The organism is Kitasatospora sp. NPDC048715, from assembly GCF_043198905.1.
Classification (GTDB): Bacteria; Actinomycetota; Actinomycetes; order Streptomycetales; family Streptomycetaceae; genus Kitasatospora; species Kitasatospora lactacystinica.
In genome coordinates, this window is the sequence record NZ_JBICVH010000002.1 from 650640 (window position 1) to 676219 (window position 25580).

At 75.0% G+C, this 25580-nt stretch carries 19 protein-coding genes; 12 read left to right on the forward strand and 7 right to left on the reverse strand.

Annotated elements, in window-relative coordinates; all coding sequences use genetic code 11:
• The first annotated feature begins 175 nt into the window (after positions 1-175).
• The gene (locus ACGFSC_RS06555; RefSeq protein WP_359913672.1) at positions 176-3442 is read left to right on the forward strand and encodes a BTAD domain-containing putative transcriptional regulator; all 3267 of its coding nucleotides are present in this window, start codon (positions 176-178) and stop codon (positions 3440-3442) included.
• A gap of 27 nt (positions 3443-3469) precedes the next feature.
• Here the strand turns inward: ACGFSC_RS06555 and ACGFSC_RS06560 are convergent, their stop codons facing one another.
• On the reverse strand, positions 3470-4720 hold the full coding sequence (locus ACGFSC_RS06560; RefSeq protein ID WP_359913675.1) for a cytochrome P450: 1251 nt from the start codon (positions 4718-4720) through the stop codon (positions 3470-3472).
• Between the two features lie 296 nt (positions 4721-5016).
• On the opposite strand from ACGFSC_RS06560, the gene ACGFSC_RS06565 reads away from it, so the two are divergent.
• The 6 genes from ACGFSC_RS06565 to ACGFSC_RS06590 all read left to right on the forward strand — a co-directional run bounded on the left by ACGFSC_RS06565 (position 5017) and on the right by ACGFSC_RS06590 (position 11152).
• Positions 5017-5958 (forward strand): TIGR01777 family oxidoreductase, encoded by a 942-nt coding sequence (locus ACGFSC_RS06565; RefSeq protein WP_359913677.1) that lies wholly within the window; start codon positions 5017-5019, stop codon positions 5956-5958.
• Between the two features lie 124 nt (positions 5959-6082).
• On the forward strand, positions 6083-6964 hold the full coding sequence (locus ACGFSC_RS06570; protein WP_359913680.1) for a hypothetical protein: 882 nt from the start codon (positions 6083-6085) through the stop codon (positions 6962-6964).
• 166 nt (positions 6965-7130) lie between these two features.
• Positions 7131-8156, forward strand: coding sequence for a helix-turn-helix transcriptional regulator (locus ACGFSC_RS06575; RefSeq protein WP_359913683.1), 1026 nt, complete (start codon positions 7131-7133; stop codon positions 8154-8156).
• Positions 8157-8306: 150 nt separating this feature from the next.
• Positions 8307-8939 (forward strand): hypothetical protein, encoded by a 633-nt coding sequence (locus ACGFSC_RS06580; protein ID WP_359913686.1) that lies wholly within the window; start codon positions 8307-8309, stop codon positions 8937-8939.
• Positions 8939-9586, forward strand: a complete 648-nt coding sequence (locus ACGFSC_RS06585) for a hypothetical protein (RefSeq protein WP_359913689.1) — start codon at positions 8939-8941, stop codon at positions 9584-9586. Before ACGFSC_RS06580 ends, ACGFSC_RS06585 begins: the two co-directional genes overlap by 1 nt.
• 399 nt (positions 9587-9985) lie before the next feature.
• On the forward strand, positions 9986-11152 hold the full coding sequence (locus ACGFSC_RS06590) for a YncE family protein (RefSeq protein WP_359913692.1): 1167 nt from the start codon (positions 9986-9988) through the stop codon (positions 11150-11152).
• 75 nt (positions 11153-11227) lie between these two features.
• On the opposite strand, the gene ACGFSC_RS06595 is transcribed toward ACGFSC_RS06590, so the two are convergent.
• The 6 genes from ACGFSC_RS06595 to ACGFSC_RS06620 all read right to left on the reverse strand — a co-directional run bounded on the left by ACGFSC_RS06595 (position 11228) and on the right by ACGFSC_RS06620 (position 19040).
• Positions 11228-11662 carry an SRPBCC family protein gene (locus ACGFSC_RS06595; protein WP_359913694.1) on the reverse strand — a complete coding sequence of 145 codons (435 nt, stop codon included), beginning with the start codon at positions 11660-11662 and terminating at the stop codon, positions 11228-11230.
• A 67-nt stretch (positions 11663-11729) separates the two neighbouring features.
• Positions 11730-14030, reverse strand: a complete 2301-nt coding sequence (locus ACGFSC_RS06600; protein ID WP_359913697.1) for a condensation domain-containing protein — start codon at positions 14028-14030, stop codon at positions 11730-11732.
• A gap of 63 nt (positions 14031-14093) precedes the next feature.
• A complete protein-coding gene (gene fabG, locus ACGFSC_RS06605; protein WP_359913699.1) occupies positions 14094-14882 on the reverse strand; it encodes a 3-oxoacyl-ACP reductase FabG in 789 nt (262 codons plus the stop codon).
• A 59-nt stretch (positions 14883-14941) separates the two neighbouring features.
• The gene (locus ACGFSC_RS06610) at positions 14942-15760 is read right to left on the reverse strand and encodes an AfsR/SARP family transcriptional regulator (RefSeq protein WP_359913702.1); all 819 of its coding nucleotides are present in this window, start codon (positions 15758-15760) and stop codon (positions 14942-14944) included.
• 349 nt (positions 15761-16109) lie between these two features.
• Positions 16110-17711: a serine/threonine-protein kinase gene (locus tag ACGFSC_RS06615; RefSeq protein WP_359913705.1), complete on the reverse strand. Its 1602-nt coding sequence runs from the start codon at positions 17709-17711 to the stop codon at positions 16110-16112.
• Between the two features lie 123 nt (positions 17712-17834).
• Complete coding sequence (locus ACGFSC_RS06620) at positions 17835-19040, reverse strand: Rieske 2Fe-2S domain-containing protein (RefSeq protein WP_359913708.1); 1206 nt, start codon at positions 19038-19040, stop codon at positions 17835-17837.
• Between the two features lie 773 nt (positions 19041-19813).
• On the opposite strand from ACGFSC_RS06620, the gene ACGFSC_RS06625 reads away from it, so the two are divergent.
• The 5 genes from ACGFSC_RS06625 to ACGFSC_RS06645 all read left to right on the forward strand — a co-directional run bounded on the left by ACGFSC_RS06625 (position 19814) and on the right by ACGFSC_RS06645 (position 25534).
• Positions 19814-20650, forward strand: coding sequence for an NmrA family transcriptional regulator (locus ACGFSC_RS06625; protein ID WP_380355196.1), 837 nt, complete (start codon positions 19814-19816; stop codon positions 20648-20650).
• 82 nt (positions 20651-20732) lie between these two features.
• Positions 20733-21380, forward strand: a complete 648-nt coding sequence (locus tag ACGFSC_RS06630; protein ID WP_359915177.1) for a hemerythrin domain-containing protein — start codon at positions 20733-20735, stop codon at positions 21378-21380.
• A gap of 272 nt (positions 21381-21652) precedes the next feature.
• On the forward strand, positions 21653-22168 hold the full coding sequence (locus ACGFSC_RS06635; protein ID WP_359915175.1) for an anthrone oxygenase family protein: 516 nt from the start codon (positions 21653-21655) through the stop codon (positions 22166-22168).
• A 289-nt stretch (positions 22169-22457) separates the two neighbouring features.
• A complete protein-coding gene (locus tag ACGFSC_RS06640) occupies positions 22458-22841 on the forward strand; it encodes a hypothetical protein (RefSeq protein WP_359915173.1) in 384 nt (127 codons plus the stop codon).
• A 296-nt stretch (positions 22842-23137) separates the two neighbouring features.
• Positions 23138-25534: a lamin tail domain-containing protein gene (locus ACGFSC_RS06645; protein WP_359915171.1), complete on the forward strand. Its 2397-nt coding sequence runs from the start codon at positions 23138-23140 to the stop codon at positions 25532-25534.
• Positions 25535-25580 lie beyond the last annotated feature (46 nt).

Here is a 25580-nt window from a genome sequence, read left to right on the forward strand (position 1 = left end):
CCCGGACGGCACGATGTATCGGTGCGATGTATCGAACCGATACATCGAGACCCTAGGCACCGGAGTGCCGCGGCACAAGGCCCACGTCCGCCGACCGGGGATCAGGACCGGTGCGCGGGCGGATGGTCACGGAGCCCGGCGACGCCGGCCCGTGGGTGATCGCTAGCCTGACGCGGTGACGATCGAACTGCGGATACTGTCCACCGTCTCCTGCAGGGGCGAGGAGGTCACCGCCCCCGGATTGCGGGGGCTGCTCGCGCTGTTGGCGCGGGAGGTGCGGGGCGGGTGCGGCCGGGGGAGCCTGCTGGACGGGCTGTGGCCGGAGGACGGGCCCGAGCGGCCGGAGAAGGCGCTGCAGGTGCTGGTGTCGCGGGCGCGGGCGAAGTTCGGGGCGGACCTGATCGTCAGCACGCCGACCGGGTACCGGCTGGGGCTCGGGGAGGAGCGGGTGGACGCCTCCGCCGTGCTGTTGCACGCCGCCGCCTGCGCCGAGAAGGCGCGGGCCGGGGACCACGCCGGGGCGCTCGCCGAGGCCGAGGCGGGGCTGGAGCTCTGGGAAGGCGAGAGCGGGCCCGCCGACCCCGACGGGACGGACCCGGCGTCCGCGCTGCGCGTCGAACGGGACCGTACCCGCCGGGCGTTGCGGCGTGGCCGGGCGCTCGCGCTGGCGCGCACCGGGCGGCACCCGGAGGCCGTCGAGGCGCTCGCCGGGGAGGCCGCCGGGCAGCCGAGGGACGAGGAGGTGCTGCTGGAACTGCTGCGCAGCGAGGCCCGGACGACCGGGGCGGCGGCTGCGCTCGGCCGGTACGACCGCTACCGCCGCGGCCTGCGGGACACCCTGGGCGCCGACCCCGGCCCCGAACTGCGGCAACTGCACCAGGAGTTGCTGCGCGGCGAGGCGGCGCCGGTGCGGCACGGGGTGCCGCACGAGCCGAACGCCCTGGTGGGCCGGGAAGCCGACCTCGCCGCGGTGGCGGAACTGCTGGGCGTGGCCCGGGTGGTGTCGGTGGTCGGCCCCGGCGGGCTCGGCAAGACCCGGCTGGCCGCCGCCGTGGCACGCGCGGCGACGCAGCGGGTGGTGCACCTGGTGCCGCTCGCCGCAGTGGCCGCCGACCAGGACGTGGCCGGGGCGGTCGCGGCCGCGCTCGGCACGGGGGACCGGGCGGGGATCGCCGGCGCCCTGGGCCCCGGGCCGGTGCTGCTGGTGCTGGACAACTGCGAGCAGGTGGTGCGCGGCGTCGCCGACCTGGTGCGGGCGCTGGTCGCCGCCCGCCCCGACCTGCGGGTGCTCACCACCAGCCGCACGCCGCTCGGGATCTCCGCCGAATCGCTGTACCTGCTCCCCGAGCTGGACCGGGCGGCCGCCGTCGAGCTGTTCGCCCAGCGGGCCCGCGCGGCCCGGCCCGACGTCGAGCTGCCCGCCGGTCCGGTCGCCGGGCTGTGCGCCCGGCTGGACGGGCTGCCGCTGGCGCTGGAGCTGGCCGCGGCCCGGGTGCGGGTGCTGACGGTGACCGGGATCGCCGACCGGCTGGCCGACCGCTTCGCCCTGCTGCGCGGCGGACCGCGCGACGCGCCGCAGCGCCACCGCACCCTGCAGGCCGTGGTCGACTGGAGCTGGAACCTGCTGGACCCGCCGGGCCGGGCCGCCCTGCGCGCGCTGTCCGTCTTTCCCGGGGGTTTCACCGCCGAGGCGGCGGAGCGGCTGCTCGGCGCCGCCGGCAGCACCGGTGCCGACGTCCTGACCGTCCTGGAGGACCTGGTCGACCAGTCCCTGCTGCGTCTGGCCGACACCCCGAGCGGCGGACGGTTCCGGATGCTGGAGACGGTCCGCGAGTTCGGCGCGGCCGAGCGGACGAAGGCGGCGGAGGACGAGACCGTCACCGCCGGATTCCTCACCTGGGCACGGGAGTTCGGCATCGCCCACCACGACGGCCCGTTCGGCCCGGCGGCCGTGCCGCAGTGGCGGCTGGTCCGGGCCGAACAGGACAACCTGGTCCGCGCGCTGCGCCTGGCCCTCGCCGCCGGGGACGGGCCGACGGTCGCCGCCACCGCCGCCGTCCTCGCCGGGCTGTGGACCGCCGAGGGCAACTACGTCCGGCTGCTCGCCCTCGCCGAGGACACCGGCGGCCCGGTCTCCCGGCTGCGCCCCGGGCCCGAACTGCTGGAGCCGGTGCGCACCCTCACCGCGCTGAGCACCGTCAACACCCTGCTGGCCGCGGGCGGCGGGCTCGGCACCGGCACCGGCGCGCTGCGCCTGCTCGCCACCCTGCGCCGGCTGCCCCCGGCCGCGCCGGACACCCCGGTCCGGGCGATCGCCACCGTGATGGCGGCCGTCCCCGAGGTGCTGGGCTCCACGCCGGACGGTCCGGACAGCGCTCTGGACGGCCGCCCGGACGGCGGCGCGCTGGCAGTCCTGTGCGCCGCCCCGGAACCGCTGCTCGCCGGTGTGGCCGAGGCGGTGGCCGGCTACCGGTGGGAGCGCGCCCAGGAGACGGAGCGGGCGACCGCCTCGGCGCGGCGGACGCTGGCGGCCGTCGAGGCGCTGCCGGTGCCCTGGCTGCGGGTGCTCGCGCTCGCCCGCCTCGGCGAACTGCACCTGCAGGGCGAGCGCGGCGCCGAGGCGCTGCCGCTGTTGCGTGCGGCGATGGCCGAGCTGGACCGGCTCGGCGACTGGAGCGACATGCTGGGCCTGCGCTGGGGCATGGTGATCGGCAGTCTGCAGGCCGGGGACCCGGACGGTGCCGAACACTGGCTGGAGCTGGCGGTGCGGCACCGGCCGGCCGATGCCGTCGACCTGCTCACCCCCGAGCTGGGCGCCCGGGCGGAGATCGCCCTCGCCCGGGGCGAGGTGCGGACCGGGCTGGCGCTGTGGCGGCGGTCCGCCGCCATGGCCGCGCGTGCCGCGGAGCCGCCCGCGGAACTGCTCGCGTGTGCCGCGGAACTGCCCACGGAACTGCTCGCCCGCGGTGCGGAGCCGCCCGCGGTGCCCCTCCCCGACCCGTCCTGGGCGCTGGAGCTGGTGGCGGCCTGCGTGGCCGCGCACGCCCGGCACGGCGAGCCGGACCGGGTGGCCGCCCTGGCCACCGGACTCCCGGAGCGGCTCACCGAACTGCTCGACCGGCCGGCCGCCCTGGTGGAGGGCCCGCTCGCCGGGGCGCTGCTGCTGGCACTCGGCCTGGCGGCGCTGGACCGGGGCGCCCGCGACGGCGATCCCGAGCGGACCAGGGCGGGCGTGCGGCTGGTCGTGCTGGCCGAGCGGTTCCGCTGCCTGCGCAACTTCCGGCCGACCATGGGCTCGGCGGAGGCCCGGGCCGAGGCCGAGCGGGCCGACCCGGGGGAGTGCCGTCGGGCGATCGCCGAGTACGGGGCGGCGGACCGCACCGCCCTGGCGGCCGAGGCCCGCCGACTGGCGGGCGTCCGACCGTGCGGTCCGGACGCCTGAGCCCCGGCCCGCCGCGACGGCAGCCGCTCAGAGCCGCACCGGCAGCCGCAGCAGGTGGAAGCCGTCGGCCGGCCAGTGGCCGAACTCCAGCTCGTCCCGGGCGACTCCCAGCGCCGCCTCCGGCCGCCGGATCACCACCTGCTCCAGCACCACCGAGGTGACCAGCCGGCCGAGGGCCGCGCCCAGGCAGTAGTGCGCGCCGTGGCCGAACGCCAGGTGGCCGTCACCGCGTCCGAACTCCCGGGTGATGTCGAGGCGTTCGGGCGCCTCGCCGTACTCCTGCGGGTCGTGGTCGGCGGCCAGCAGGGCGACGGTGACCGGGTCGCCGGCGCGCAGCGCCGTCCCGGCGAACTCGAAGTCCTCGGCCGCGTACAGGGTCGCGCCGATCCGGACCAGGGTGATGTGGCGCAGCAGTTCGGGGACGGCCCGCTCCAGCAGCTTCGGCTCGGCGCGCAGCCGGGCCAGCTGGTCGGGGTGGTCGAACAGGGCGAGCAGGCCGTGGGCGAGGAACAGGGCGGGCGGGGTGATGCCGGTGTTGATCAGCAGGACGACGATCGAGATCAGGTCGTCCTCGTCCAGCGGCTGCTCGCCCTCGCGGGTGTCGTGCACCAGGGCGGAGACGAGGTCCTCGGTGCGCTCGGAGCGGCGGCGGGCGACCAGTTCCCTGACGTGGTCGACGATGCCGACCAGGCCTTCGATCATCCGGCTGCCGTCGCCGTACGCGAAGTCGCGGATCCAGTCGCAGACCCGGGGCCGGTCGGCCTCCTCGACGCCGACCAGCTCGCAGACCAGGTGGGTGGTCAGCGGGTAGGCGAACTCGCCCAGGAGGTCGGCCGGTTCGTCCCGGGCGGCGAGGTCGGCCAGCAGCTCGTCGGCGGTGCGCTCGACGAAGCCGCGCAGGGCGGCGATCCGGCGGGCGGTGAAGGCGCGGGTCAGCGGCGCGCGGCGGCGGGCGTGCTCCTCGCCGTCGAACAGCGCGAGGTGACCGGAGAGGTACTTGGCGTACTCGGCCGGGAAGCCGTCGAAGGCGGCGGCCATCAGTTCGTCCTGCGGGTCGGATTCTGTGCCGGCCGGGGTGGCGATGCCCGTGCGGTCCCGGACCAGCCGCGGTTCGGTGAGGGCGGCCTTGACGTCGGCGTAGCGGGTGACCAGCCGGACCGGGGTGTCCAGGCCGGGCAGGACGACCTGGGGCAGTTCGCGCTGTCCGCGGAAGCGGGCGTAGGCGCCGGCGGGGTTCTCGATGTCCTCGGGGGTGAGCCGGACGGGGGTGGTGGTCATGCCGGGTGCTCCTTCAGCGCTCTGCCGCCTCGTGGCGGGCTTTCCGATGGCCAGGAGCTTGCCGGGGTCCGCCTTCAACGCGGTTTCAGCACGGTTTCAGTCGCCCGGGGTCGCCCGGGGTCGCCAGGGGCCGCCCAGGGTCGGCGGGTCGGTCGGCGGGTCGGTCGCCCGGGGTCGGCGGGTCGGCGGCGGGTCCGAGTAAGGATCGAGCGGCAACGGATCGAGCAGTGGAATTGAACGCGTTCAGAAGGGTGGGCTAGGCTGGTTCCGAGGAACCGAGGCACGAGGGGGAGCCCATGAAGGTCGTCATTCCCGGCGGATCGGGTGCGCTCGGGGCGCTGCTCGACCGGAGCCTGACCGCCGCCGGACACGAGGTCGTCGTACTGAGCCGCAGGCCCGCCGGGCCCCGGCAGGTCGGCTGGGACGGGCGGACCCTCGGCACCTGGGCGGCGGAGATCGACGGCGCCGACGTCGTGCTCAACCTCGCCGGGAGCAGCATCAACTGCCGCTACACGGAGACGAACCGGCAGGAGATGATGGACTCCCGGGTGCGGTCGACCCGGGTCGTCGGCGAGGCCGTCGCGGCCGCCCGCCGCCCGCCCGCGTCCTGGCTCCAGATGAGCACCGCCACCGTCTACGCCCACCGCCACGACGCCCCCAACGACGAGCGGGACGGCCTGATCGGCGGCAGTGAGCCCGACGCCCCGCCCGCCTGGCGGCACAGCATCGACGTCGCCCGGGCCTGGGAGCGCACCCAGGCGGAGGCCGACACCCCGCACACCCGCCGGGTCGCGCTGCGCACCGCCGCCGTCCTCGGCCCCGAACGCGGCGGCTCCCTCGACGCGCTCTCCTGGCTGGCCCGGCTCGGCGCCGGCGGCCCCGTCGCGGGCGGCGCCCAGTACGTCTCCTGGATCCACGAGCGGGACTTCGCCCGCGCCGTCGAGTTCCTGATCGCCCGCGAGGACCTCACCGGCCCGGTCAACCTCGCCGCCCCGAACCCGCTGCCCCAGCGCGAGTTCATGCGCGAGCTGCGGGCCGCCTGGGGCATGCCGCTGGCCCTGCCCGCCACCCGCTGGATGGCCGAGCTGGGCGCCTTCGCGCTGCGCTCCGACACCGAGCTGCTGCTGAAGAGCAGGCGCGTCGTCCCGACCCGCCTGCTCGACGCCGGCTTCGCCTTCGACCACCCGAGCTGGCCGGAGGCCGCCCGCAACCTCGTCCGGCGGCTGCGCGGGCGGTAGCCGGCCGTCGAAGCGCGGCGCCGAGGCTTCGTCACGGGGCCGTCACAGCTCTCCGCCGACGCTTGCCCGGGCCCGGCGGCTCCCGGGAGCGTGGAGCCACACACCGGGGACAGCAGGGGGCGGGATGCGGACGGTACGGCTGGCGTTCATGCGGCAGTGGGGAGGCAACATCGGGATCGGCCTCGTGCTGGCCGTGGTGGCGATGCCCGCGCTGGTCGGATCCGGTGCCACCGGCCCGGGCGAGGCCACCCTGATCGGGGCGCTGATCGCCGTCGCGGTGGCCGTCGCGGTGCCGCACACCTGCTGGCTGCGGGAGGACGAGCAGGGCCTCACCCTGGTCCGGCTGCTGGTTCCGCGCCGCTACCCCTGGTCGGAGATCCGCGGCCTGGCCATGGAGTTCGGGGAGGAGGTCGAGACCAGCGGCCACCACGTCACCCTCCGGCTGCGCCTCGCGGACCCGCCGGGCCGGTTCTGGGGCCCGCAGCTCGGCCGGATCGGCGTCACCGGGGACGACCTGCCGCGCGGCACCGAACCGCGCGCCCTCGCCGAGCTGTTCGCCGTGTTCGGCCGGCGCGGACTCCCCGTCGACCGGCCGGAGTTCGCGAACGAGGTGCTCCACGTCCGCGGGCTGCCGCCGCTGCCGTCCCGGCCGGTGCGCACCGTGCCGGCCGGTCCGGTGCCCACGGCGGCCCAGGCCTACGCGGACGCCCCGGGCGTCGAGGAGGAGGAGAAGGACCTGGCCGCCCGCCGCAGCACCGCCAAGAGCCCGCCCCGCAAGCGGCGCGAGTACCTGCTGCGCACCGCCGCCCGGGCCGACCGCCTGGCGCTGGCGGACGGTGACGAGGACATGGGGCAGGTGGTGGGGGCATGGATCGCGGCCGGGCACCTGACCGAGCACGACGGCGTCACCGCCGACGGCGACGACGCGCGCGCATACGTCCGCCAGCAGTACCTGGACTGGCGCCGGACCTCCGCCCGAGTGCGGCGCGGAGAGCGAAGCAGATGATCCATGAGCATTTCTGACGATATGACATCCTGTGCGGACCCGGACCTCCGTGCGCGGGAGGCCGGCGTGCCCGGACGCGTGGGTACGAGTGCGAACGGCATGCTAGCTTCCCGGCATGGGGCGATGCAGGGCTCGTGGGGTGGCGGCACGGTCGGCGATCGAGGGGATGAGGGAGCTCGCGGGGGCGGGGCTGACGGCTTCGGAGGTCTTCCGGCGGGCGGATGAACTGCTGCGCCCGGTGCTGGAGTTCGACGCGGTGTGCTGGCACACCGCGGACCCCGCCACCGGGCTGGTGAACTCGGTGCAGAGCGAGGACCTCGCCCTCGACGAGTTCGAGCACGCCGTACGCCTCGAAGTGTGGGCGGACGACGTCGCGACCTTTCCCAAGATCCGGCGCAGCGGGGTGCACGCCGAGACGCTGAGCCGGGCGACCCGGGGGCGGATCGAGGAGAGCGTGCGGTTCCGGGAGCAGGTCGCGCCCGCCGGGTTCGGGGACGAGCTGCGGGCGGTGTTCGACGCGGCGGGCGGCATGTGGGGGTGCGCGGCCTTCCTGCGGGCCCCGGACCGCGGCCCCTACCTGGAGCGACACCGCGAGCTCGCCGACATCGCCGCCCGGCACCTGGGCCATGCGTTGAGGGCGTGCCACGTGCCGGCCGGGGCGCCGGTGGAGGCGGATCCCGGGCCGGCCGTGTTGGTGCTCGACCGCCGCAACCGGCTGCAGGCCCGGTCCGGGCCGGCCGAGGAACTGCTCGCCCGGCTGGCCGACCCCACTCCGAGCTCCCTCACCGTCCCGACCAGCGTGGCGATGGCCGCCGAGCATGCCCGCCGGACGGCGCACGGGCTGGCCGTACCGCAGCTCCCGGTGCGGGTGCGGACCAGGGACGAGCGGTGGTACCTGCTGCACGGGGCCGCACTGCGCGGTGGCGGGGCGGAGGACGCGGTGACGGTGGTGGCCTCGCTCGCCTCGCCGGCCGAGGTGATACCGCTCCACCTGGCCGCGTTCGGGCTGACCGCCCGTGAGCAGGAGGTGGCACTGCTGCTGGTGCGCGGCGGCGACACCCGGGACGTGTCCCGGCTGCTCGCGATGACGCCGTACACGGTGCAGGACCACCTGAAGTCGGTCTTCACCAAGACCGGCGTGGGCAGCCGCCAGGAGCTGATCGCTCGGATCATGCTCGGCGAGGGGCTCTGACCCGCGCCCCGGTCGAGTGCGCCCCGCCACGCGCCCCCCAGAAATCTGGGATGGAGGGGGCCCGCCGCGACCGTGAAGATTTCCTTCACGAGGTTCACGTCATGTACATGGCGTCTCGCAGCGCACCCCTTCCACCGGAGGAGCATGCTCATGAGTTCGCGCACCAGGCGCACCGTCGTCACCTCGGGGGTCGCCGCGCTCGTCGCGGTGACCGGACTCGGCCTCGGCGCCGCGCCCGCGCACGCCGATCCCGTACCGCCGACCATCACCTGCGACCCGGCCCGTGACGTCTACTGGGACGACATCGTCTCGGCCCGGGTCGAGCCGACCATCACCGACTTCCTCGCGGTCGCGATCGTCCCGGGCACCACGGGCAGCTACACCAAGACCCTCAGCGAGGTCACCTCGGTGAGCACCACGGTCAACTCCAGCGTCGAGATCGGCACCGAATTCAAGGCGATCTTCGCCAAGGTGAGCGTCAAGGTCGGATTCTCGGTGTCCGACTCCCAGTCGACCACCCGCACCACCACCATCAGCGAGACCGTGAACTTCAACAGCCCCGGCTACTACGGCCTCTACCGCGGCACCCGGAAGGTCACCGGTCAGTGGGTGCGCTACGTCTGTGCCCGCGCCGGCAGTACCGGCTACTGGATCAACACCAGCCCGAACGGCCCGGGCTCCTTCACCACCTTCGACGTCCCGGAGCTGGGCACCGTCTCCTGTGCCCACCCGGAGACCCCCGGTTCCCTGCGCGCGGCCGCCCGCGCGCGGCTCGTCTGCTGATGACCAGAACCACCGAACCCGCCCGGCCCGCCCACTGCGAAAGCGAGTCCACGATGCCCCACCCGCACCGTCAGCGCTCCCGCGCCGGCCGCCCGCTGAACGTCCTCGGCACGGTGGCCGCCGCCGGCGCCCTGCTGTTCACCGCCGCCCCCGTGGCCCTGGCCGCCCCCGCGTCGGCGGGCGCCCTCACCGGCGATCCGGCGAGCAGCTACTCCTGCGATCCCGGGCTCTACCGCATCAACACCGCCGGCAACAGCCGGCCGCTGACCGTCGCGCTCTCCTCCGGGAACCACGGCTCGATCATCCAGTACTTCTGGGGCAACGAGTCGAACCAGAAGTGGCGCGTCTGTCGCAAGCACACCTCCGACGGCAGCGATCTGGTGTACTTCCAGGACGCCTGGCGCGGCTGGTGCATGGCCGTCGACCGGTGGGGTACGGAGAGCGGCACCTGGATCCTCACGGTCGGCTGCGGCGACGACATCCCCGCGAACCAGTCGTTCCGGGTGGCGAAGGTGGCGGGCACCAACCTGATCGCGCTGCAGGCCCAGCACTCCGGCAAGTGGGTCGCCGCCTCGGACCACAGCGACGAGATCCGCCAGGTGGTCCAGGACGGCAAGCCGGACCTCTTCTACCTCCAGGCCGTCTGACCACCCGTCCGTGACACCGTCGGCGGGGCAGGCCGCTTCGCCCCCGCAAGGGGCCGGACGGAACGGCCGCCCCGCCGACGAGCCGACCGTTCCGGACGGGGATTCTCGCACCGCCGACGCCGAGCGGGGAGTCTCGCACCGCCGACGCCGAGCGGGGGAGAGGGCGACGCCGGGCGCCCGCGGCGCAGCCGCGAACCGCGCCGGTCCCGGCGTAGGGGCCTGCGCGTGCTGCGCCCTGTCATGTGCCGTAGGAACGTTCGACGCGGCGTCTACTGCGGGTCGGCGTTTGTCGCCCAGCTCCCCCGAGGCCGCCCCGGCGCGCTCCGGCCACCTCGTACGCTGGCGGCCGCCGATGCGAACGCATCGTGCGCACAAGGGGAGGAACTCGTGAAATCGCTCATGAGAAGGGCCCGTTGGCTGGGCGCGGCGGCCGGCGCGGGGCTGCTGCTGGCGCTCGTGCCCGGGGCCGCCGCGGCGGCGCAGCCGGCGACCGCCGGGGCCGTGGGGAGCGCCGTGACCGCCGGGACCGCCCGCACCGTCACCGTGGGGTGGTCGGCCCCGGTCGCCGCCGTCACCCCCGACGGTGCCAAGGCCTATGTCGGGGTCATCGACAACGACAGCGGCCGCACGACGGTCCTCAAGGTCGTCGACACCGCGACCGGCGCGATCACCACCCGACTCACCCTGTCCACGACCCCGTGGACCTACGTCGGCTCGCTGGCCGTCAGCCCGGACGGCACCCGGCTGTACGCGGCCGTCGGAACCTCCCGCCTGGTCACCGTCGACACCGCCGACGACACCGTCGTCGCCGACGTCCCGATCCCGGACCAGCCGCGCCCCGACGGGTACGTGCCCGGCACGGTCGGCTCCCTCGTGGTCGCCCCCGACGGCGCCGGCGTCTACCTAGCCCAGCGCGGGCCGCAGCAGCGCTACGGCGCCCGGCCGGGCCGCGTCCTCGCCTACTCCACCGCCGCCCGGGCGTTCACCGCCTCGCTCGACCTCGCCGACTTCGGTGTCGGCTCGATCGTCCTGCGCCCCAACGGCCAGGACGCCTACGTCACCACCGCGGCCGGCCTGGTCCACCTGGCCGCCACCCCCACCTCGCTCACCACCGTCCGAACCTTCACCGAGGGCCACGGGGCCGGCGGCAGCGCGGTCCTCAGCCCCGACGGCAGCACGCTGTACGGCATCGGCGGCTCCGATTCCGACTACATCGTCGACACCGCGACCGACACGGTCACCTCGGGCTTCCACTTCGCGCCGGGGCACGGATCCCTGCGGGCCCCCGTGATCAGCCCGGACGGGCGCCGCCTTTACGTGGTCAGCCAGAGCTCCGGCATCATGGGCCCGGGCACACCGTTCCCACCCGGCCCGTACTACTCCAGCGTGATCCTCTCCTACGACACCGAGGCCGGTGCCCTCGTCCCCGCCGAGGCCGCCTACCCGCCGAGCGTGGGACTGACCGCCACCCTGAGCCTCGGCCCCGACGGCCACACCCTCTACCTCGCCGGTGACATCTCCCCGACCGTCGGGGTGCGCGCCGGCCTCGACATCATCACCCGCTGACACCGCCGCGGCCCCGACGGGCCGGGAAGCAGAGGCACCCGACGACCCGGCGGGTGCCCGTTCCGGCCCGGCCGCCTACGCGCCGAGCAGGTCGTCCAGCACCCGGCCGAAGACCAGGCGCCCCGTCCGGGCGAGGACGGGATCGAGCAGTCGCGGCACGCCGGCGACCGTCAGCTCCTCCGTCCAGACCGCCGCACTGCCGCCGCCCACCGCCCGGACCCGCAGCTCGGCCCAGCCCCGCACCGGCCGGCCGCGTTTGACCAGCAGGCACCGCCCGTCCCGCCCCGGGCCGGGGGCGACCAGCCCGGTGAGCTCCATCGGGTCGTCGAAGCGCAGCGGTCCCAGGGCCGTCCGGGCCAGGACGACGTCGCCCGCCGCCCGGCCGGTGCCGCGCACCACGGAGACCCGGGTGAACGGCACCCGATCCCCGTGCCGGGACCAGGCCGTCAGCCGCTCCCAGCACTCGGCGGGCGGCAGCGGCGTACGGCGGATCAGGACGAAGCGGGCCACGGTCGTCACCCTAGCCGCGGCCGGCCCCGGGCCGCAGCGCGGCGGCTCCAGCGACGTCGCGGCGGCTCTAGCGACGTCGCGGCAGCTCGCCCAGCAGGCCCGCCACCGCGGCCAGGTCGCCGCCCCGGTCGAGCAGCACCACCAGCGGCGGGTGGTGCGCCGGCGCTCCCAGCCGGGCGATCTCGCACGCGGTGACCCCGAGCCCCGGCGGGGCGACCAGGGCGATCGGCGCGCGGGACTCCAGCAGCGGCCCGAGCACCGGGCGGTACGCGGCCGCGGGCGGGTCGCCCCCGGCGGGGCGCAGCACGCCGAGGGCCTGCGGGCCCGGCCAGCCGCGGGCGGCGCCGGGGTAGCGGGTGTGCGGGGCGCCGGTCGGGGGCAGCAGCAGGACCCAGCCCGCGCCCGGGCGGGCGGCCCGGCGCAGCATGTCCAGCCGAACCGCCGGGGCGGCCGGATCCCCGCCCGGGGAGCCGGTGTCCGCGGGCTCGCCCAGCCGGGGCGCCGGCCGGCCGGCCAGGGTGGTCCGCAGGACCTCGGTGGTGCCCAGCCCGCTCGGCAGGTCCGGGAAGGAGCGCAGCAGGTGGGTGCTCTGGTCGAGCAGCTCGGCGGCGTCCCGGTCGGCGAGCAGGGCGCGGTCGTGGGTGGTGGTGAGGACCAGCCCGCCGGTGGCGTCGTAGTGGGCGGCGAGCGTGATCGGGTAGGAGGTGAGGGTGCCGGCCGGGACGGGGCTCTCCACGTGGATGCCGTGCGCGGCCAGGTCGGTCTCCAGCCGCAGGTGGTGCGCCGTGGCGGGCCGGTGCTCCAGCACGACCAGGGAGTTCGGCCGCTGCCCGCGCGCGCCGGGTGTCCAGCGGTGGGCCTGGCCGGGTGCGACCCACTCGTAGGCCGCGAGGTCGAGCACCCCGTCGCGCAGCGCCGCGAGCAGCTGCGGCACGGTGGTGCCCGGCTGCACCCGGACGGAGATCGGCAGCGGGTTGCGCAGGGCGCCGGGCAGCCGGTCGATGCCGTCCAGCGGGATGCCCCGGCCGGAGACCGTCACCGCGAAGCCGACCCGTACCGCCCGGGCCGGGCGGCGGGGCCGGTCGCTCTGCTCGGCGCGGTACAGCAGCAGCGCCCAGGCCGCCTGGAGCGCGCTGCTCTCGCCCGCGCCCCAGGCGGCCGCCCAGCCGCGCAGCCGGACCGCCTCGTACGGGGTGAGGCGGCGCCGGGCCCGGCCGCTGCCGCGCCGGTGCGGATCGGGGGCGAGCGGCAGGACGGGGGTGGCGGGCGGCCGGGTGGACCAGAACTGCCGTGCGGCGTCGGTGCCGCGGCCGGCCAGCCAGCGGGCGTGGTCGCGCAGGTCGGGGCGGCGCTCGCCGCCGGGCAGGACGCCGCCGGTCAGGTAGGCGCGGTAGAAGGACTGGAGCAGCAGCCGCACGCTCCAGCCGTCCAGCATCGCGTGGTGATAGGTGAGCAGCACCCTGGTGGCGGGGCCGTCCTCGGCGTGCGGCGGGTCGTCGACGAGGGTGGCGCGCAGCAGGGCGGGGCGGCGCAGGTCGAAGCCGCGCCGGCGGTCCGCGGCGAGCAGGTCCTTCCAGTCGGTGGCGTCGTGCCGGTGCCGGGTCACCTCGGGGGCGGCGTGCTCGTGCAGCACCATCCAGGGGTCGTCGGTGCCGTCCTCGTCCCAGTCGAAGGCGGCGCGCAGCACCGTCTCGTGGTCGAAGACGGACTGCCAGGCCGCGGTGAAGCGTTCGGTGTCCAGTGGCCCGTGCCAGTGCCAGGACAGCTGCTCGACGTGCCGCCCGGCGGGCTCGGCCGCGTCGATGACCTGGCGCAGCAGCTCCCGCTGGAGCGCGCTGGTCGGTACGGTGACCGGCTCCGGCGGGTGCGCCAGCGCCTCGCGCAGTTCCTCCAGCACCCCGGCGGCGCGTGCGGGCGGGCCGGACGCGATGCCGACGAACAGCCGCCGGCCGCCGCCCGGGGCACTGCCGTGGCCGGCGTCCTCGACCAGCACCGCCCGCAGCCGGGGACCGGCGGCCAGGCTGCGCCCGAGGTCGGCGAGCAGCTGGTCGAGCGCCTCCGGGCCGTCCACCGTCCGCTGCCACAGCAGTTCCGTCGCGGGCCCGGCGGAGTCCTCGGCGGCGACGGTCCGCAGCGCGGCGCGCAGGGCCTGCGCCGGGTACGTCCGGTGCAGCTGGACCAGGACGAACTCCGGTGCCCGGCCGCGCCGTTGGGCGGCCTGCCGGGGCCGGGCGGCGGTTCCGGCCAGCGCGGCGCGCACCGCCCCCGCGTCCAGCGGCCCGGGCGGACGGCCGACGGGCAGGCAGGGCGCTGGGGCGCCGGTCACCCGCAAGGTGACGGGTGCGCTGGAGAACTGACGGTTCGTCATGGCTGATCAGCGGGCACCGGAGCCCTCATCCTTCCCGTGGGCCGGCCAGGATCGCGCCGGGGGTTACTGGGTGGCGAGCCCGCCGCAGACGTTCAGCGCCTGGGCGGTGATGCTGGCCGCGGTGGGGCTGGTGAGGTAGCCGGCCAGCGAGGCGACCTCCTCGGGCGTGGTGTAGCGGCCGAGCGGGATGTGCGTCGTGAAGTGCTGGTGGATGGTCTCGGGGGTGGTGTTGTAGGCGGTCGCGTACTCGTGGTGGATCCTGGCGGTGTGCGGGGTCTGGACGTAGCCCGGGCAGATGGCGTTGACGGTGGTGCCGGTCGGTGCCAGCTCCTTGGCCAGCGCCCGGGTGAAGCCGATCACGGCGTGCTTGCTCGCGGTGTACGGGGCGCCCAGGGTGACGGCCTGCTTCCCGGCGGTGGACGCGATGTTGATGATCCGCGGGTGCGTGGTGGTGGTGATGTGGCCGTGCCGGAGGGTCTCCCGGGTGACCAGGAAGACGGCGTTCAGGTTGGTGTCGATGACGTCGTACCAGAGGTCGTCGGTGGTGGTGGCGGTCGGGCCGCCGCCGGTGCGGCCGGCGTTGTTGACCAGGACGCTGATCGGGCCGTGCTCGGCCACCGCGTGCCGGATCAGTTCGCCGACCTGGGTGGGGTCGCGGACGTCGCAGGTGAGGCCGTGGGCCTGGTGGCCCTCGTCGCGCAGGGTGGCGAGGGCCTGGTCGATGTCCTTGGCGGTGCGGGCGCAGATGAAGACACGGTGGCCGCGGCTGCCGAGTTCGCGGGCGATGGCGAGGCCGATGCCGCGGGTACCGCCGGTGATCAGGGCGAGGGGTTTCTCGGGTGCGGTGGTCATGACGCGTCCTGTGGGTGAGGGCTGGGAGAGGTCTGTGGGGACGGCCGTCCGGACGGGGCTCAGGCCGAGTACAGGTTGTAGGTGGTCGGGTGCGCCGTGGTGGGTGTGTTGAGGGTGGGGTCCAGGGTGAGGATCGCGTGCTGGAGGTGCTGGAGGTGCGGGGAGGGCTGGATGCCGAGTTCGCTGGTCAGCCGGTGCCGCAGGTGGTGGTAGGTGGTCAGGGCGCTGGTCTGCCGGCCGGCCCGGTAGAGCGCGACCATGGCCTGGGCGTGCAGGCCCTCGTGGTGCGGGTGCTGGTGGGTGAGGTGGGTGAGCTCGGGGATCAGCTCGTTGTGCCGGCCGAGCCGCAGGTCGGTGTCGATGCGGCGTTCCAGGGTGACCAGCCGGCTCTCCTCCAGCCGCATGATCTCGATGGTGAGGATCGGGCCGGGCCGGACGTCGACCAGGGCGGGTCCGTGCCAGAGGGCGAGGGCCTGGCGGAAGTGGGTGGCGGCCTGGTGGTCCTGGCCGTGGTTGAAGGCGTGCTGGCCCTGGGTGGTCAGCAGGTTGTAGGTGTGGACGTCCAGGTTGTCCGGGTGGGTGGTGAGCTGGTAGCCGCCGTGCCGGGTGGTGAGGATGTCCTTGGCGGTGGTGTGCGGGGTCGGCCCGAGGGCCTGGGTGATCCGGCGGCGCAGTTGCAGGATGTACGTCTGCATGGTGGTGAGCGCCTGTCTGGGAGGGTCGTCGCCCCAGATCTCCTCGATCAGGGTGGCCGTCGGCAGGATCCGGTTCGGGTAGAGCGCCAGGAGGGCGAGGATCTGGCGTTGCTTGGCGGCGGTGGGGACGACGGAGATGCCGTTGAGGTCGGCGGTGAGGGGGCCGAGGACCCTGAGGTGCATGGCGGTTCTCCTCTCGTGCGGGGGTCGGGGACTCGGGGGTCGGGGACTCGTGGAGCCGGTGACGTGTGAAGGCGGGGACTCGTTGCCGCGGGGACCCGTGGTGCGTGGACCCGGTGGAGGGAGCGGTGCGCCGCGGGGACGGCAACCTCGTTCGTGCGGAAGGGCGTTCGAGTCAGCGGGATGGTGGGGTGGACGCGTCGCACCCTAGTTGCGCCCGGCGGCGGTGGCCGGATTCCTCAAGTGCCCGTCGAGCGGGGTTCCGGGCGCTCTGGTGGCGGCTTCCGGCGGACGGCAGCGGCGGGGCGGCCCCCGGGAGTGGGAGCCGCCCCGCCGCGAGTGGAACCGGGGGCTACTTCCTGCGCAGGTCGCCCGAGAAGCCGCCGACCAGCAGGTGCAGGCTGCCGTCCGGATTGCGGGTGTACACCTGGTCGTACGGGACGGCGGCGCAGCCGCTGAGCGTGCTCATCGGGGCGGTGCGCAGCACCACCCGGTCCGCGGTGGCCTGGACCAGGTTGGCGGTCGCGTCGCAGTAGCGGGTGCCCGCTCCCTCGTTGTTGTGGATCTGCGCGACCGGGTCGTTGGTCCGGCCCTGGGCGATGGTGATCGAGAAGTCCGGCTTGACGAGGGTCTGTTGGCTGCCCAGGTCGCCCTGCCAGGAGCCGAGGAAAGCGGCCGGGATCTCGCCGCCCGGCGTCGGGGAGGCGGAGGTGGCGGCGGGCGGGGTGCCGCCGGAGCCGTTGCCGCCGTTGCCGCCGGTGTCGTTGTCGCGCACGGCCAGGGCCACCGCGGTGCCGGCCGCCGCGACGGCCAGGACGGCGGCGACCAGCAGCACGCCGGGGCCGGGCCGGCCGCGGGTCGGCTGCGGCGGGGGCGCGTACGGGGGCCGGTACGGCGGGGGCCGCGTCGGGGAGTACGGCGTCGGCGTGCCCGGGGGCTCGGGCGTGGGCGTTCCGGGGGCCGGCGTCCCCGGGGTCGGCGGTGCGGCGTGCCACGGCTCCGCCGGGCCGAACTGCCCGGTGGGAGCGCCGGGTCGGGCCGGAGAGTCACTGTCCAGGTCCAGCAGTTCGACCGCGAGCGCGGCCAGCGCGGCGGCGATCGCGGGCGGCAGCCACTCCCGTCGCTCCAGCCGCTCGCCCGCCGTCGGGTCGGCGGCCGTCAGCCGCTCGCGCAGTTGGGCGGGAGTGGGCCGGCGGGCCGGGTCCTTGGCCAGGCATGCCGTCAGCAGGGCGTGCAACTCCCGGTCGGACACGTCGAGTTCCGGCTCCTCGTGAAGGACCCGGTAGAGCAGGACGGGCGCGCTCACTCCCGAGCCGAACGGCGCGGTGCCGGTGGCGGCATGGGCGAGTACGGCGCTGAGCGAGAAGACGTCCGAGGCGGGCCCGGCGCTGCGCCCCTCGGCCTGCTCGGGGGAGAGGTAGCCCGGGGAGCCGACCACGAAGCCGGACCGGGTGAGCGCGGTCGCCGCGTCCAGTGCCCGGGTGATCCCGAAGTCGATCAGGCGCGGGCCGTCCAGCGCCAGCAGCACGTTCGACGGCTTGACGTCCCGGTGCACCAGCCCCTGGGCGTGCACGGCCTGCAGCGCCTCGGCGAGCCCCGCCCCGAGCGAGCGGACGGCGGCGACGGGCAGCGGGCCGAACTCCCGTACGGCGGCGGCCAGCGAGGGCCCGGCGACGTACCCGGTGGCCACCCAGGGCCGGGCGCCCTCGGTGTCCGCGTCCAGCACCGGGGCCGTCCAGCGGCCGCCGACCCGTCGGGCGGCGGCCACCTCGTTGCGGAACCGCACCCGGAACTCCCGGTCCGCCGCGAACTGTTCGTGCACCAGCTTGACCGCCACCGTGCGGCCGCCCGCCGTCCGGCCCAGGTAGACCCGGCCCATTCCGCCCGCACCGAGTCTCCGCAGCAGGCGGTACTCGCCCACCTGCCGGGGATCCCCGTCCCCCAGTGCCTCCACGCCGACTCTCCCCTCGCCGCGCCCGTCCGTACTCCACGCCAGACGGTACCGCCGGGACGGGCGGTTCCGGTTCGGGCCGATGGCCGCGGAACGGGTGCGGGTCTGCGGGTGGCCGGGGCCGACTCAGCTCCGGGCGGCTCCACTGGACGCCTTGCCGGAGGCATCGGCCTGGGTTCGGCTCGCGGCGGCCTCGCCGTCGGGCGTGCCCTGTCCGTTCGCGCTGTGCCCGTTCGCCTCGTGGGCGCCGTGCCCGTTCTGGTCGGCGAGCGAGGCCGGCCCCGGCAGGTGCGCCTGGTGGTCCGGCGGGTAGAACTGCCGGGCCCAGTGCCGCATCGCGCCGATCGGCCCGTCGCCCTGGGCGAGCCGGGGCGGGGAGACGTACCGCTTGGTGGACCAGATCGGGAAGTCCGCCGAGGTGAACTCCAGGTTGCGCCGGAACATCGGGCCCGCCAGCAGCCTGGTCACCACCCGGCTGACCGTCCGGGCGACGGCCGGCGGCAGCCCGGAGGGCTCCGCCATCACGAAGCGGCTCGCCTGCCGCAGCTGCATCCGGCCGGGGGCGACCTGGGTGGCCATGACCAGCGAGCAGATCTCCAGGCCGAGCGAGGGCGTGTGGACGTCGGTGTGCAGGGCGGCGAGGCCGTACCCGTCCACCTCGACGTGGACCTCGCGCATCCCGAGGAGCGGGAAGGTCTCCCGGACCAGCATCGAGATGTGGAAGCCGGTGCCGTCGAACTCCACCGGTGCCGCCAGCTCGCCCTCGGGCCAGCCGTGCAGGGTGACGAAGTGGCCGAGGTCGAAGGAGTTCTCCATGACGTCCTGGGCGTAGCCGGGCATCTCGAAGGAGGCGTGCCGCAGCGGCTGCCGTCCGTCGCCGAGCCGGTGCCAGGCGGGGATCTCCCAGTCCGGCTCCCGGCCGTCGTGGTGGCGCCAGACGAAGACCGCCTCGTTCACCTCGCGCACCGGCAGCTGCGTCAGCGTGGCCTTGGGCGTCTGGGTGCCGTACCCGGTGCGTACGCAGTGGCCGTCGGCGTCGAAGGCGAAGCGGTGGAACGGGCAGACCAGGTCGTTGCCCTCGACCGAGGCCAGGCCGAGGTGGGCGCCCAGGTGCGGGCAGTACGGGCGGATCGCGCGGAGGCGGCCGTTGCGCAGCCGGTACAGCACGACGTCCTCGCCCGCGAGCTGGCGGGTGAGCACGGTGCCGGGCTTGAGCTCGGCGGAGAAGGCGAGTGCGGACCAGCCGTCGGGATAGGGCAGCGCCGGTGGCAGGGCGACGTCGGCCGCGGTCGGGCGGTTGCTGACGGGGTGGACGTGCTTGGACACGCGCATGAAGTCTCCTGTCGGTCTGTCCGGCGCCGCCCCTCCCAGGCGATTAGCGCTCGAACAGAATGGAATTCAGATGCTATCCACGGAACGGGAGCCCGTGCACGGACAATCTCCCTAAGCAGCAACAAGTCTGATGATCCGTCAGGTATGGGCGTTCAAGGATTCGACAGGTTCCGGGCGCCCGCCCGGTTCGGGGGGCGGGCGTGTTCGAGCACCTCGGCGGGGATCCGGTGGCGAGCGGGGGCCTCGCGGGGGCCGAGCGGGGGCCGAGCGGGTCGAACGGGGAGGCGGACGGCGCCCGGGCCGGAGGCGGGCCGTCGGCACCGGGCGGCATCCCTTCGGGCCCGTACCTCTGGACGATCGGTGCCGGCGACGGATTCCGCGGTCCCGGGACCGGCGCTTTCATTTCCGGCCACTCCGCGATTTCCCCGCCGGCCCGTTTCCGGCCGCCGTGCGCGGCGCTTCCCGCCGCGCGGTCGAAGAAGGGTCGAGAGGCGCTGGAAAGAGCTTTCAGGCGGGGGTGCGGTGTGTTGTGGTGGGTGCCGGGGAGCCCGGGCCGCGGGTGGCTCGACGACCGGGGGCGGGCGGAGCACCGCTGGTCGGTGGCGCATCGGTGGCGTAGACGCTCGCGCATGGAGCTGAGAGCGGCGGCTATGGATCGTCCGGGCAGGGCGGATTTGAATGGTGCCACGACGACGAACCGATCGGGCGCAACCGGCGCCTTCGAGGATCGGTCTCCGGTGATTCCTCCGAGTCTTGGAATGAGGGTGTTCGTGATGGCTGGTGTGGTGGATCTCGCGGTCGAGTCCGGTGTGGTGCTGGTGGTCGGTGGGACGGGGAAGACGGGTCGTCGGGTGGCGGACCGGTTGGCGGCGCGGGGTTTCGGGGTGCGGGTGGGGTCGCGTTCGGGTGCGGTGCCGTTCGACTGGCACGACGAGGGGACGTGGGAGGGGGCGTTGGAGGGGGTGAGTGCGGCGTATCTGACGTACTACCCGGATCTGGCGTTCCCGGGTGCGGTGGAGGCGGTGGGGGCGTTCTCGCGGCTGGCGGCGGAGCGCGGGGTGGGTCGGTTGGTGCTGTTGTCGGGGCGTGGTGAGGAGGCCGCGGAGGCGGGGGAGAAGGCGGTGATGGAGTCGGGGGCCGCGTGGACGGTGGTGCGGTGCGCGTGGTTCAACCAGAACTTCAGTGAGTCGTTCTTCCTGGAGCCGGTGCTGGCGGGGGAGTTGGCGTTGCCGGTGGGTGGTGCGGTGGAGCCGTTCGTGGACGTGGAGGACATCGCGGACGTGGCGGTGGCGGCGTTGACGGAGGCGGGGCACGCGGGGGAGGTGTACGAGTTGACGGGGCCGCGGCTGCTGTCGTTCGCGGACGTGGCGGTGGAGTTGTCGGGGGCGACGGGGCGTGAGGTGCGGTTCGAGGCGGTTTCGGAGGAGGCGTACCGGGGGGTGCTGGAGGCGGCGGGGCTGCCGGCGGACTTCGCGGAGCTGTTCTCGGTGATCCTGGACGGCCGCAACGCCTCGCTGGGCGACGGTGTGCGGCGGGCGCTGGGGCGTGAGCCGCGGGACTTCGCCGACTACGCCCGCGAGGCCGCCGCCTCCGGCGTGTGGAACGCGTGAGCCGACCCGTCCGGGCGGCTCCGACCGGCCGCCTGCGGGCGGGCGTTGGTCGATAATCCGAACGGACTCTGGAGGTCTGGTCATGACGGACGGTACGACGATCTGGTCGACCGAGCACGGGCTCCGCGCCCTGCCCGAGCAGCTCAAGGGCTTCGGCCTGATGCACGTCGCGATGCGCCGGGACGCGGCACGGCTGACCGCCGTGGCGCAGCGCGGCACGGCGGGCTCCTCCGCGGCGCTCGCGGAGTGGTTCGGGCGGCTGCGCTCGGTGATCGACTGGCACCACCACAGCGAGGACGAGATCCTCTGGCCGTACCTGCGCGGCCGGGTGGCGGGCTTCGACGGCAGCGGGGTCCTGGAGGAGGACCACGAGGCGCTGGACGCCTCGATGCGGCGGGTGGCCGGGGTTCTGGGCTCCGGCCTGCGGGCCGAACTCCCCGAGGCGGCCCGGGCGTTCGAGAGCCTGGTGCGCGAGCACCTGCGGCACGAGGAGCCGGTGGTCTTCCCGGCGCTGGCCGGCCTGCCGGTGGACGAGTACCTGCGGGTCGAGCGCCGGATCATCGGGAGCGCGCCGACGCAGGTGATGACCTACCTCCAGCCCTGGATGTTCGACGGCGCCGACGCGGCCTCGGTCCGGGCGGTCTCGGCGACCATCCCGGCCCCGGTGCGGCTGCTCGGGCGGACGGTCCTGGACCGGCGGTACCGGCGCGGCCTGGACCCGGTGCTCTGAGGAGACCGGGAACCTCGCCCCCCGGCCCCGGCCCCGGGCGCGGCGCCGCGGCACGCGACACGTGCCCTGCCGGGGAACGGGGTTCCGGTTGTCGCGGTTTCGTTGCGCGGCCCGCCGCACGGTGGGCGGTGTCGAGTGTTCCACGTTCGCCGGCGCCGCACCGCGCGGAGCCGGAAGAGTGAGAGGGTCCTGAGATGCGTTCGGATCAGACCGCGGTTCCGCTGTCGTACACGGCACCGTCGGCCATCGGGGTTGCGGGGGTGGGGAGTTCCGTGCAGAGCGTCGGACAGAGCCGGGCCGCGGGTCCGCTGCTGGTGGGTGCCACCGTCGCGATGGGCCTGATGGCCGGGCTGTTCTTCGCCTTCGACGTGTCGGTGATGCCGGGCCTGGCGGCCGGGGACGACCGTACCTACGTGACGGCGATGCAGCACATCAACAAGTCGATCGAGAACGGGCTGTTCGGCCTGGTCTTCGTCGGCGCCTTCGCGGCGACCGGCCTGGCGGCCTGGCTGCTGCACAAGGCCGGCCGGCGCCGGGCGGCGCTGTGGGCGGCCCTGGCGACGGCGCTGTACGTGGTGGCGCTGATCGTCACCATGGGCGTCAACATCCCGCTCAACAACGAGCTGGCGGCGGCCGGCGACCCGTCGCAGATCCACGACTTCGCCGCCGTGCGGGCCAGGTTCGCGGACAGCTGGGTGCCGGCGAACATGCTCCGCACGGCGCTCTGCACCGGGGGTCTGCTCGCCCTGACCCGCTCCCTGGTGCTGAACGGCCGCGGCGGCCGCTGAGCCACGCCCGTCCCGCGTACCGCCGCTGTGCCCGTCCGCCTCGTGCGGGCGGGCACACGCGCGTTCCCGGGCCGTGTGCGCGCCCCTGCCCGCGGGCCGTCGGACCCGGTCGGTGCGCGGGGGCGTGCGCCGGTGCGCCGGGTCGGTGCGTTCTCCCAATTCAGTTGGTGGGACCCCGAGTTGGCGAACCGGCCGGATGTGGTGGAGCATAGGCCGGGCCCGGTCTGTTGCGGTGCGCTTGCGCCGCGGCCGAGGCGCCGTTCGACTGCTGGGGGAGGAGGCGGTTCCGGTGAATCCGGCGGAACGTCCGTTTCTGGTCCGGGGGAAGGCGGTCCCCCTGGCCAGATACCTGGCGGAGGCGGACATCGAGGGCCTGGTGGCCTGCTCGTGCATCGGGAACGAAGTCAGCATCGACCTCGCGGACACCAGGATCCTGGTGAGCCTGGTCGACGTCGCCGACGTGGTGCGGCTCAACTTCGACATGGTCCAGGACGGCCCGGCCAAGCCCCGCTCCTGGTCGCGCCGGCTGCCCGCCGGCACCGGCCCGCGCGAGATCGCGTCCCGGATAGCGCTGGACGTGCGGGCCCTGGAACGCGAACTCGCGCCGCTGCGGCTGCGCCCGCCCCGGGCGACGCCGACGGTGACGCCGCCGCGGCAGCACCGTCCGGGCTGACCACCCGGCGGGCGGGAACCGGCCCGGGTCCGGCGGCGGAGGCGCTGCCGGGCCCGGGCTCCGCGCTGTCCCGGTCGGGCCGGCGGCCCCGTAAGGAGCGGAAGTCGCCTCCGGGCATCCGGAGTTCGTCCTCCCACTTGTCGCGCGTAGAAACGTTCTTCCGCCGTACGTCTGGCCGTTGCCCGATGCGCCCGGTAGGGATCTGGTGGCGCTGTTAGAACCGCAGCGCCCGACCTTTCTTGTCCGTGGTCACACCGCCGGGCCACGAGCCCGGACGGTGGTCAGGAGGAAGCCTCATGCGGAGCACCTTGAACCCCCGGATCACCCAGAGTGCGGCGCGAGTGCGGCGCCGGACGCCGGCGGCGGTCTCCGCCGCGGCCGTGGTGGCGGCGCTGGTGGCGCTGCCCGGCGGCGTTGCGCAGGCGGCGTCGCCCGACATCGTGATCAGCCAGGTGTACGGCGGTGGCGGCAACTCCGGTGCCCCGTACGCCAACGACTTCGTCGAGCTGTACAACCGCGGCACCACGCCGGTGTCGGTCACGGGCTGGACGGTGCAGTACGCCTCGGCCACCGGGTCCAGCTGGTCGCGGACCACCCTCTCCGGGACGATCGCGCCCGGCCACTACTTCCTCGTCCAGGAGGCCGCCGGGGCCGGAACCGGCGCCGCGCTGCCGACGGCGGACGCCACCGGCACGATCGCGATGTCCGCGACCTCCGGCAAGATCGCCCTCGTCACCAACGGCACGGCGCTGACCTGCTCCACCGGCTGCGCGACCCAGTCCGGGGTGAAGGACTTCGTCGGTTACGGCAGCGGCGCCGGCTCCGCCGAGGGCTCGCCGACCGGCAACCTGTCGAACGGCACCGCGGCCCTGCGCGCGGGCGGCGGCGCCACCGACACCGACAACAACGCGACGGACTTCGTGATCGGCTCGCCCGCGCCGCGCAACTCCTCCACCGGCGGGGGCGGAAACCCCGGCGGCACCCGCATCCACGACATCCAGGGCGCCGCCCGGGTCTCCCCGCTGGCCGGCAGCGCGGTCAGCGCCGTGCCCGGCGTGGTGACGGCCGTCGGCCCCAACGGCTTCTGGTACCAGGACCCGCAGCCCGACAACGACCCCGGCACCAGCGAGGGCGTCTACGTCTACACCTCCGGCGCGCCCTCGGTCGCGGTCGGGGACTCGGTCACGGTGAGTGCCACCGTCAGCCAGTTCCGCCCGGGCGGCACCGGCGGCACCACCAACCTGTCGATCACCGAACTGACCGCGCCCGCCGTCACGGTGGTCGCCCACAACGCGCCGCTGCCCGCCGCCACCCTGGTCGGCCAGGGCGGGCGGGTGCCCCCGTCCGCGGTCATCTCCGGCGTCACCTCCGGCGACGTCGAGACCGCGGGGAACTACCAGCCCGCCACCGACGGCCTGGACTTCTGGGAGTCCCTGGAGGGCATGCGGGTCGAGATCGACGACGCGGCCGTGGTCGGCCCGACCAACAAGTACGGCGAGCTCTCCGTCGTCCCGCAGGGCAGCGGCACCCGCACCAACCGGGGCGGCATCCTGCTGCAGGCGAACGACGGCAACCCGGAGCGGGTCGTCCTCGGGAAGGCGCTCGCCCCCACCCCGACCGCCAACGTCGGCGACACCCTGACCGGCGCCACCGTCGGCGTCCTCGACTACGCCTTCGGCAACTTCACCCTCCAGGTCACCGCGACCCCGACGGTCACCCCCGGCACCACCACCCCCGAGGTCACCGCCGCGCCGACGGCCGGCCAGCTCGCCGTCGCGACCTTCAACGTGGAGAACCTCGCCCCGTCCGACCCGCAGAGCAAGTTCGACGGCCTCGCGACGGGCATCGTCACCAACCTGCGCTCGCCCGACCTGGTCGCCCTGGAGGAGATCCAGGACAACAGCGGCGCCACCAGCGACGGCACGGTGAGCGCCACCCAGACCCTGGCCAAGCTCACCGCGGCCGTCACCGCGGCCGGCGGGCCCTCCTACTCCTACCGCGAGATCGACCCGGTGGACGGCCAGGACGGCGGGCAGCCCGGCGGCAACATCCGCCAGGTGTTCCTGTACCGCACCGACCGCGGCCTCTCCTTCACCGACCGCCCCGGCGCCGGCTCCACCACCGCCGACTCCGTGGTGAACGCGGGCGGCACGCCGCAGCTGGCCTACTCGCCCGGACGGATCGACCCCGCCAACGCGGCGTTCAACTCCAGCCGCAAGCCGCTGGCCGGCGAGTTCCGCTGGAACGGCAAGCCGGTCTTCGTGATCGCCAACCACTTCAACTCCAAGGGCGGCGACCAGCCCCTCTTCGGCCGCTACCAGCAGCCGGCCCACCCCTCGGAGAGCCAGCGCCACGACCAGGCGACCGTGGTGAAGGACTTCACCGACCGGATCCTGGCCGTGGACCCGAAGGCCTCGGTCATCGTGCTCGGCGACCTCAACGACTTCGAGTTCTCGCAGACCGCCGACATCCTCACCGCCGGCGGCTCGCTCACCGACCTGCCGCGCACCCTGCCGCTGCCCGAGCGCTACACCTACGTGTACGAGGGCAACTCGCAGGTGCTGGACCACATCCTGATCTCCGGCGCGCTCGCGGCCACCGCGTACAGCTACGACATCGTGCACATCAACAGCGAGTTCAGCACGCAGCTCAGCGACCACGACCCGCAGGTGGTGCGCATCCCGCTGCCGTAGCGGGCCCGACGAACGGTGCCGGTCTCCCCGAACCGCGGGGAGACCG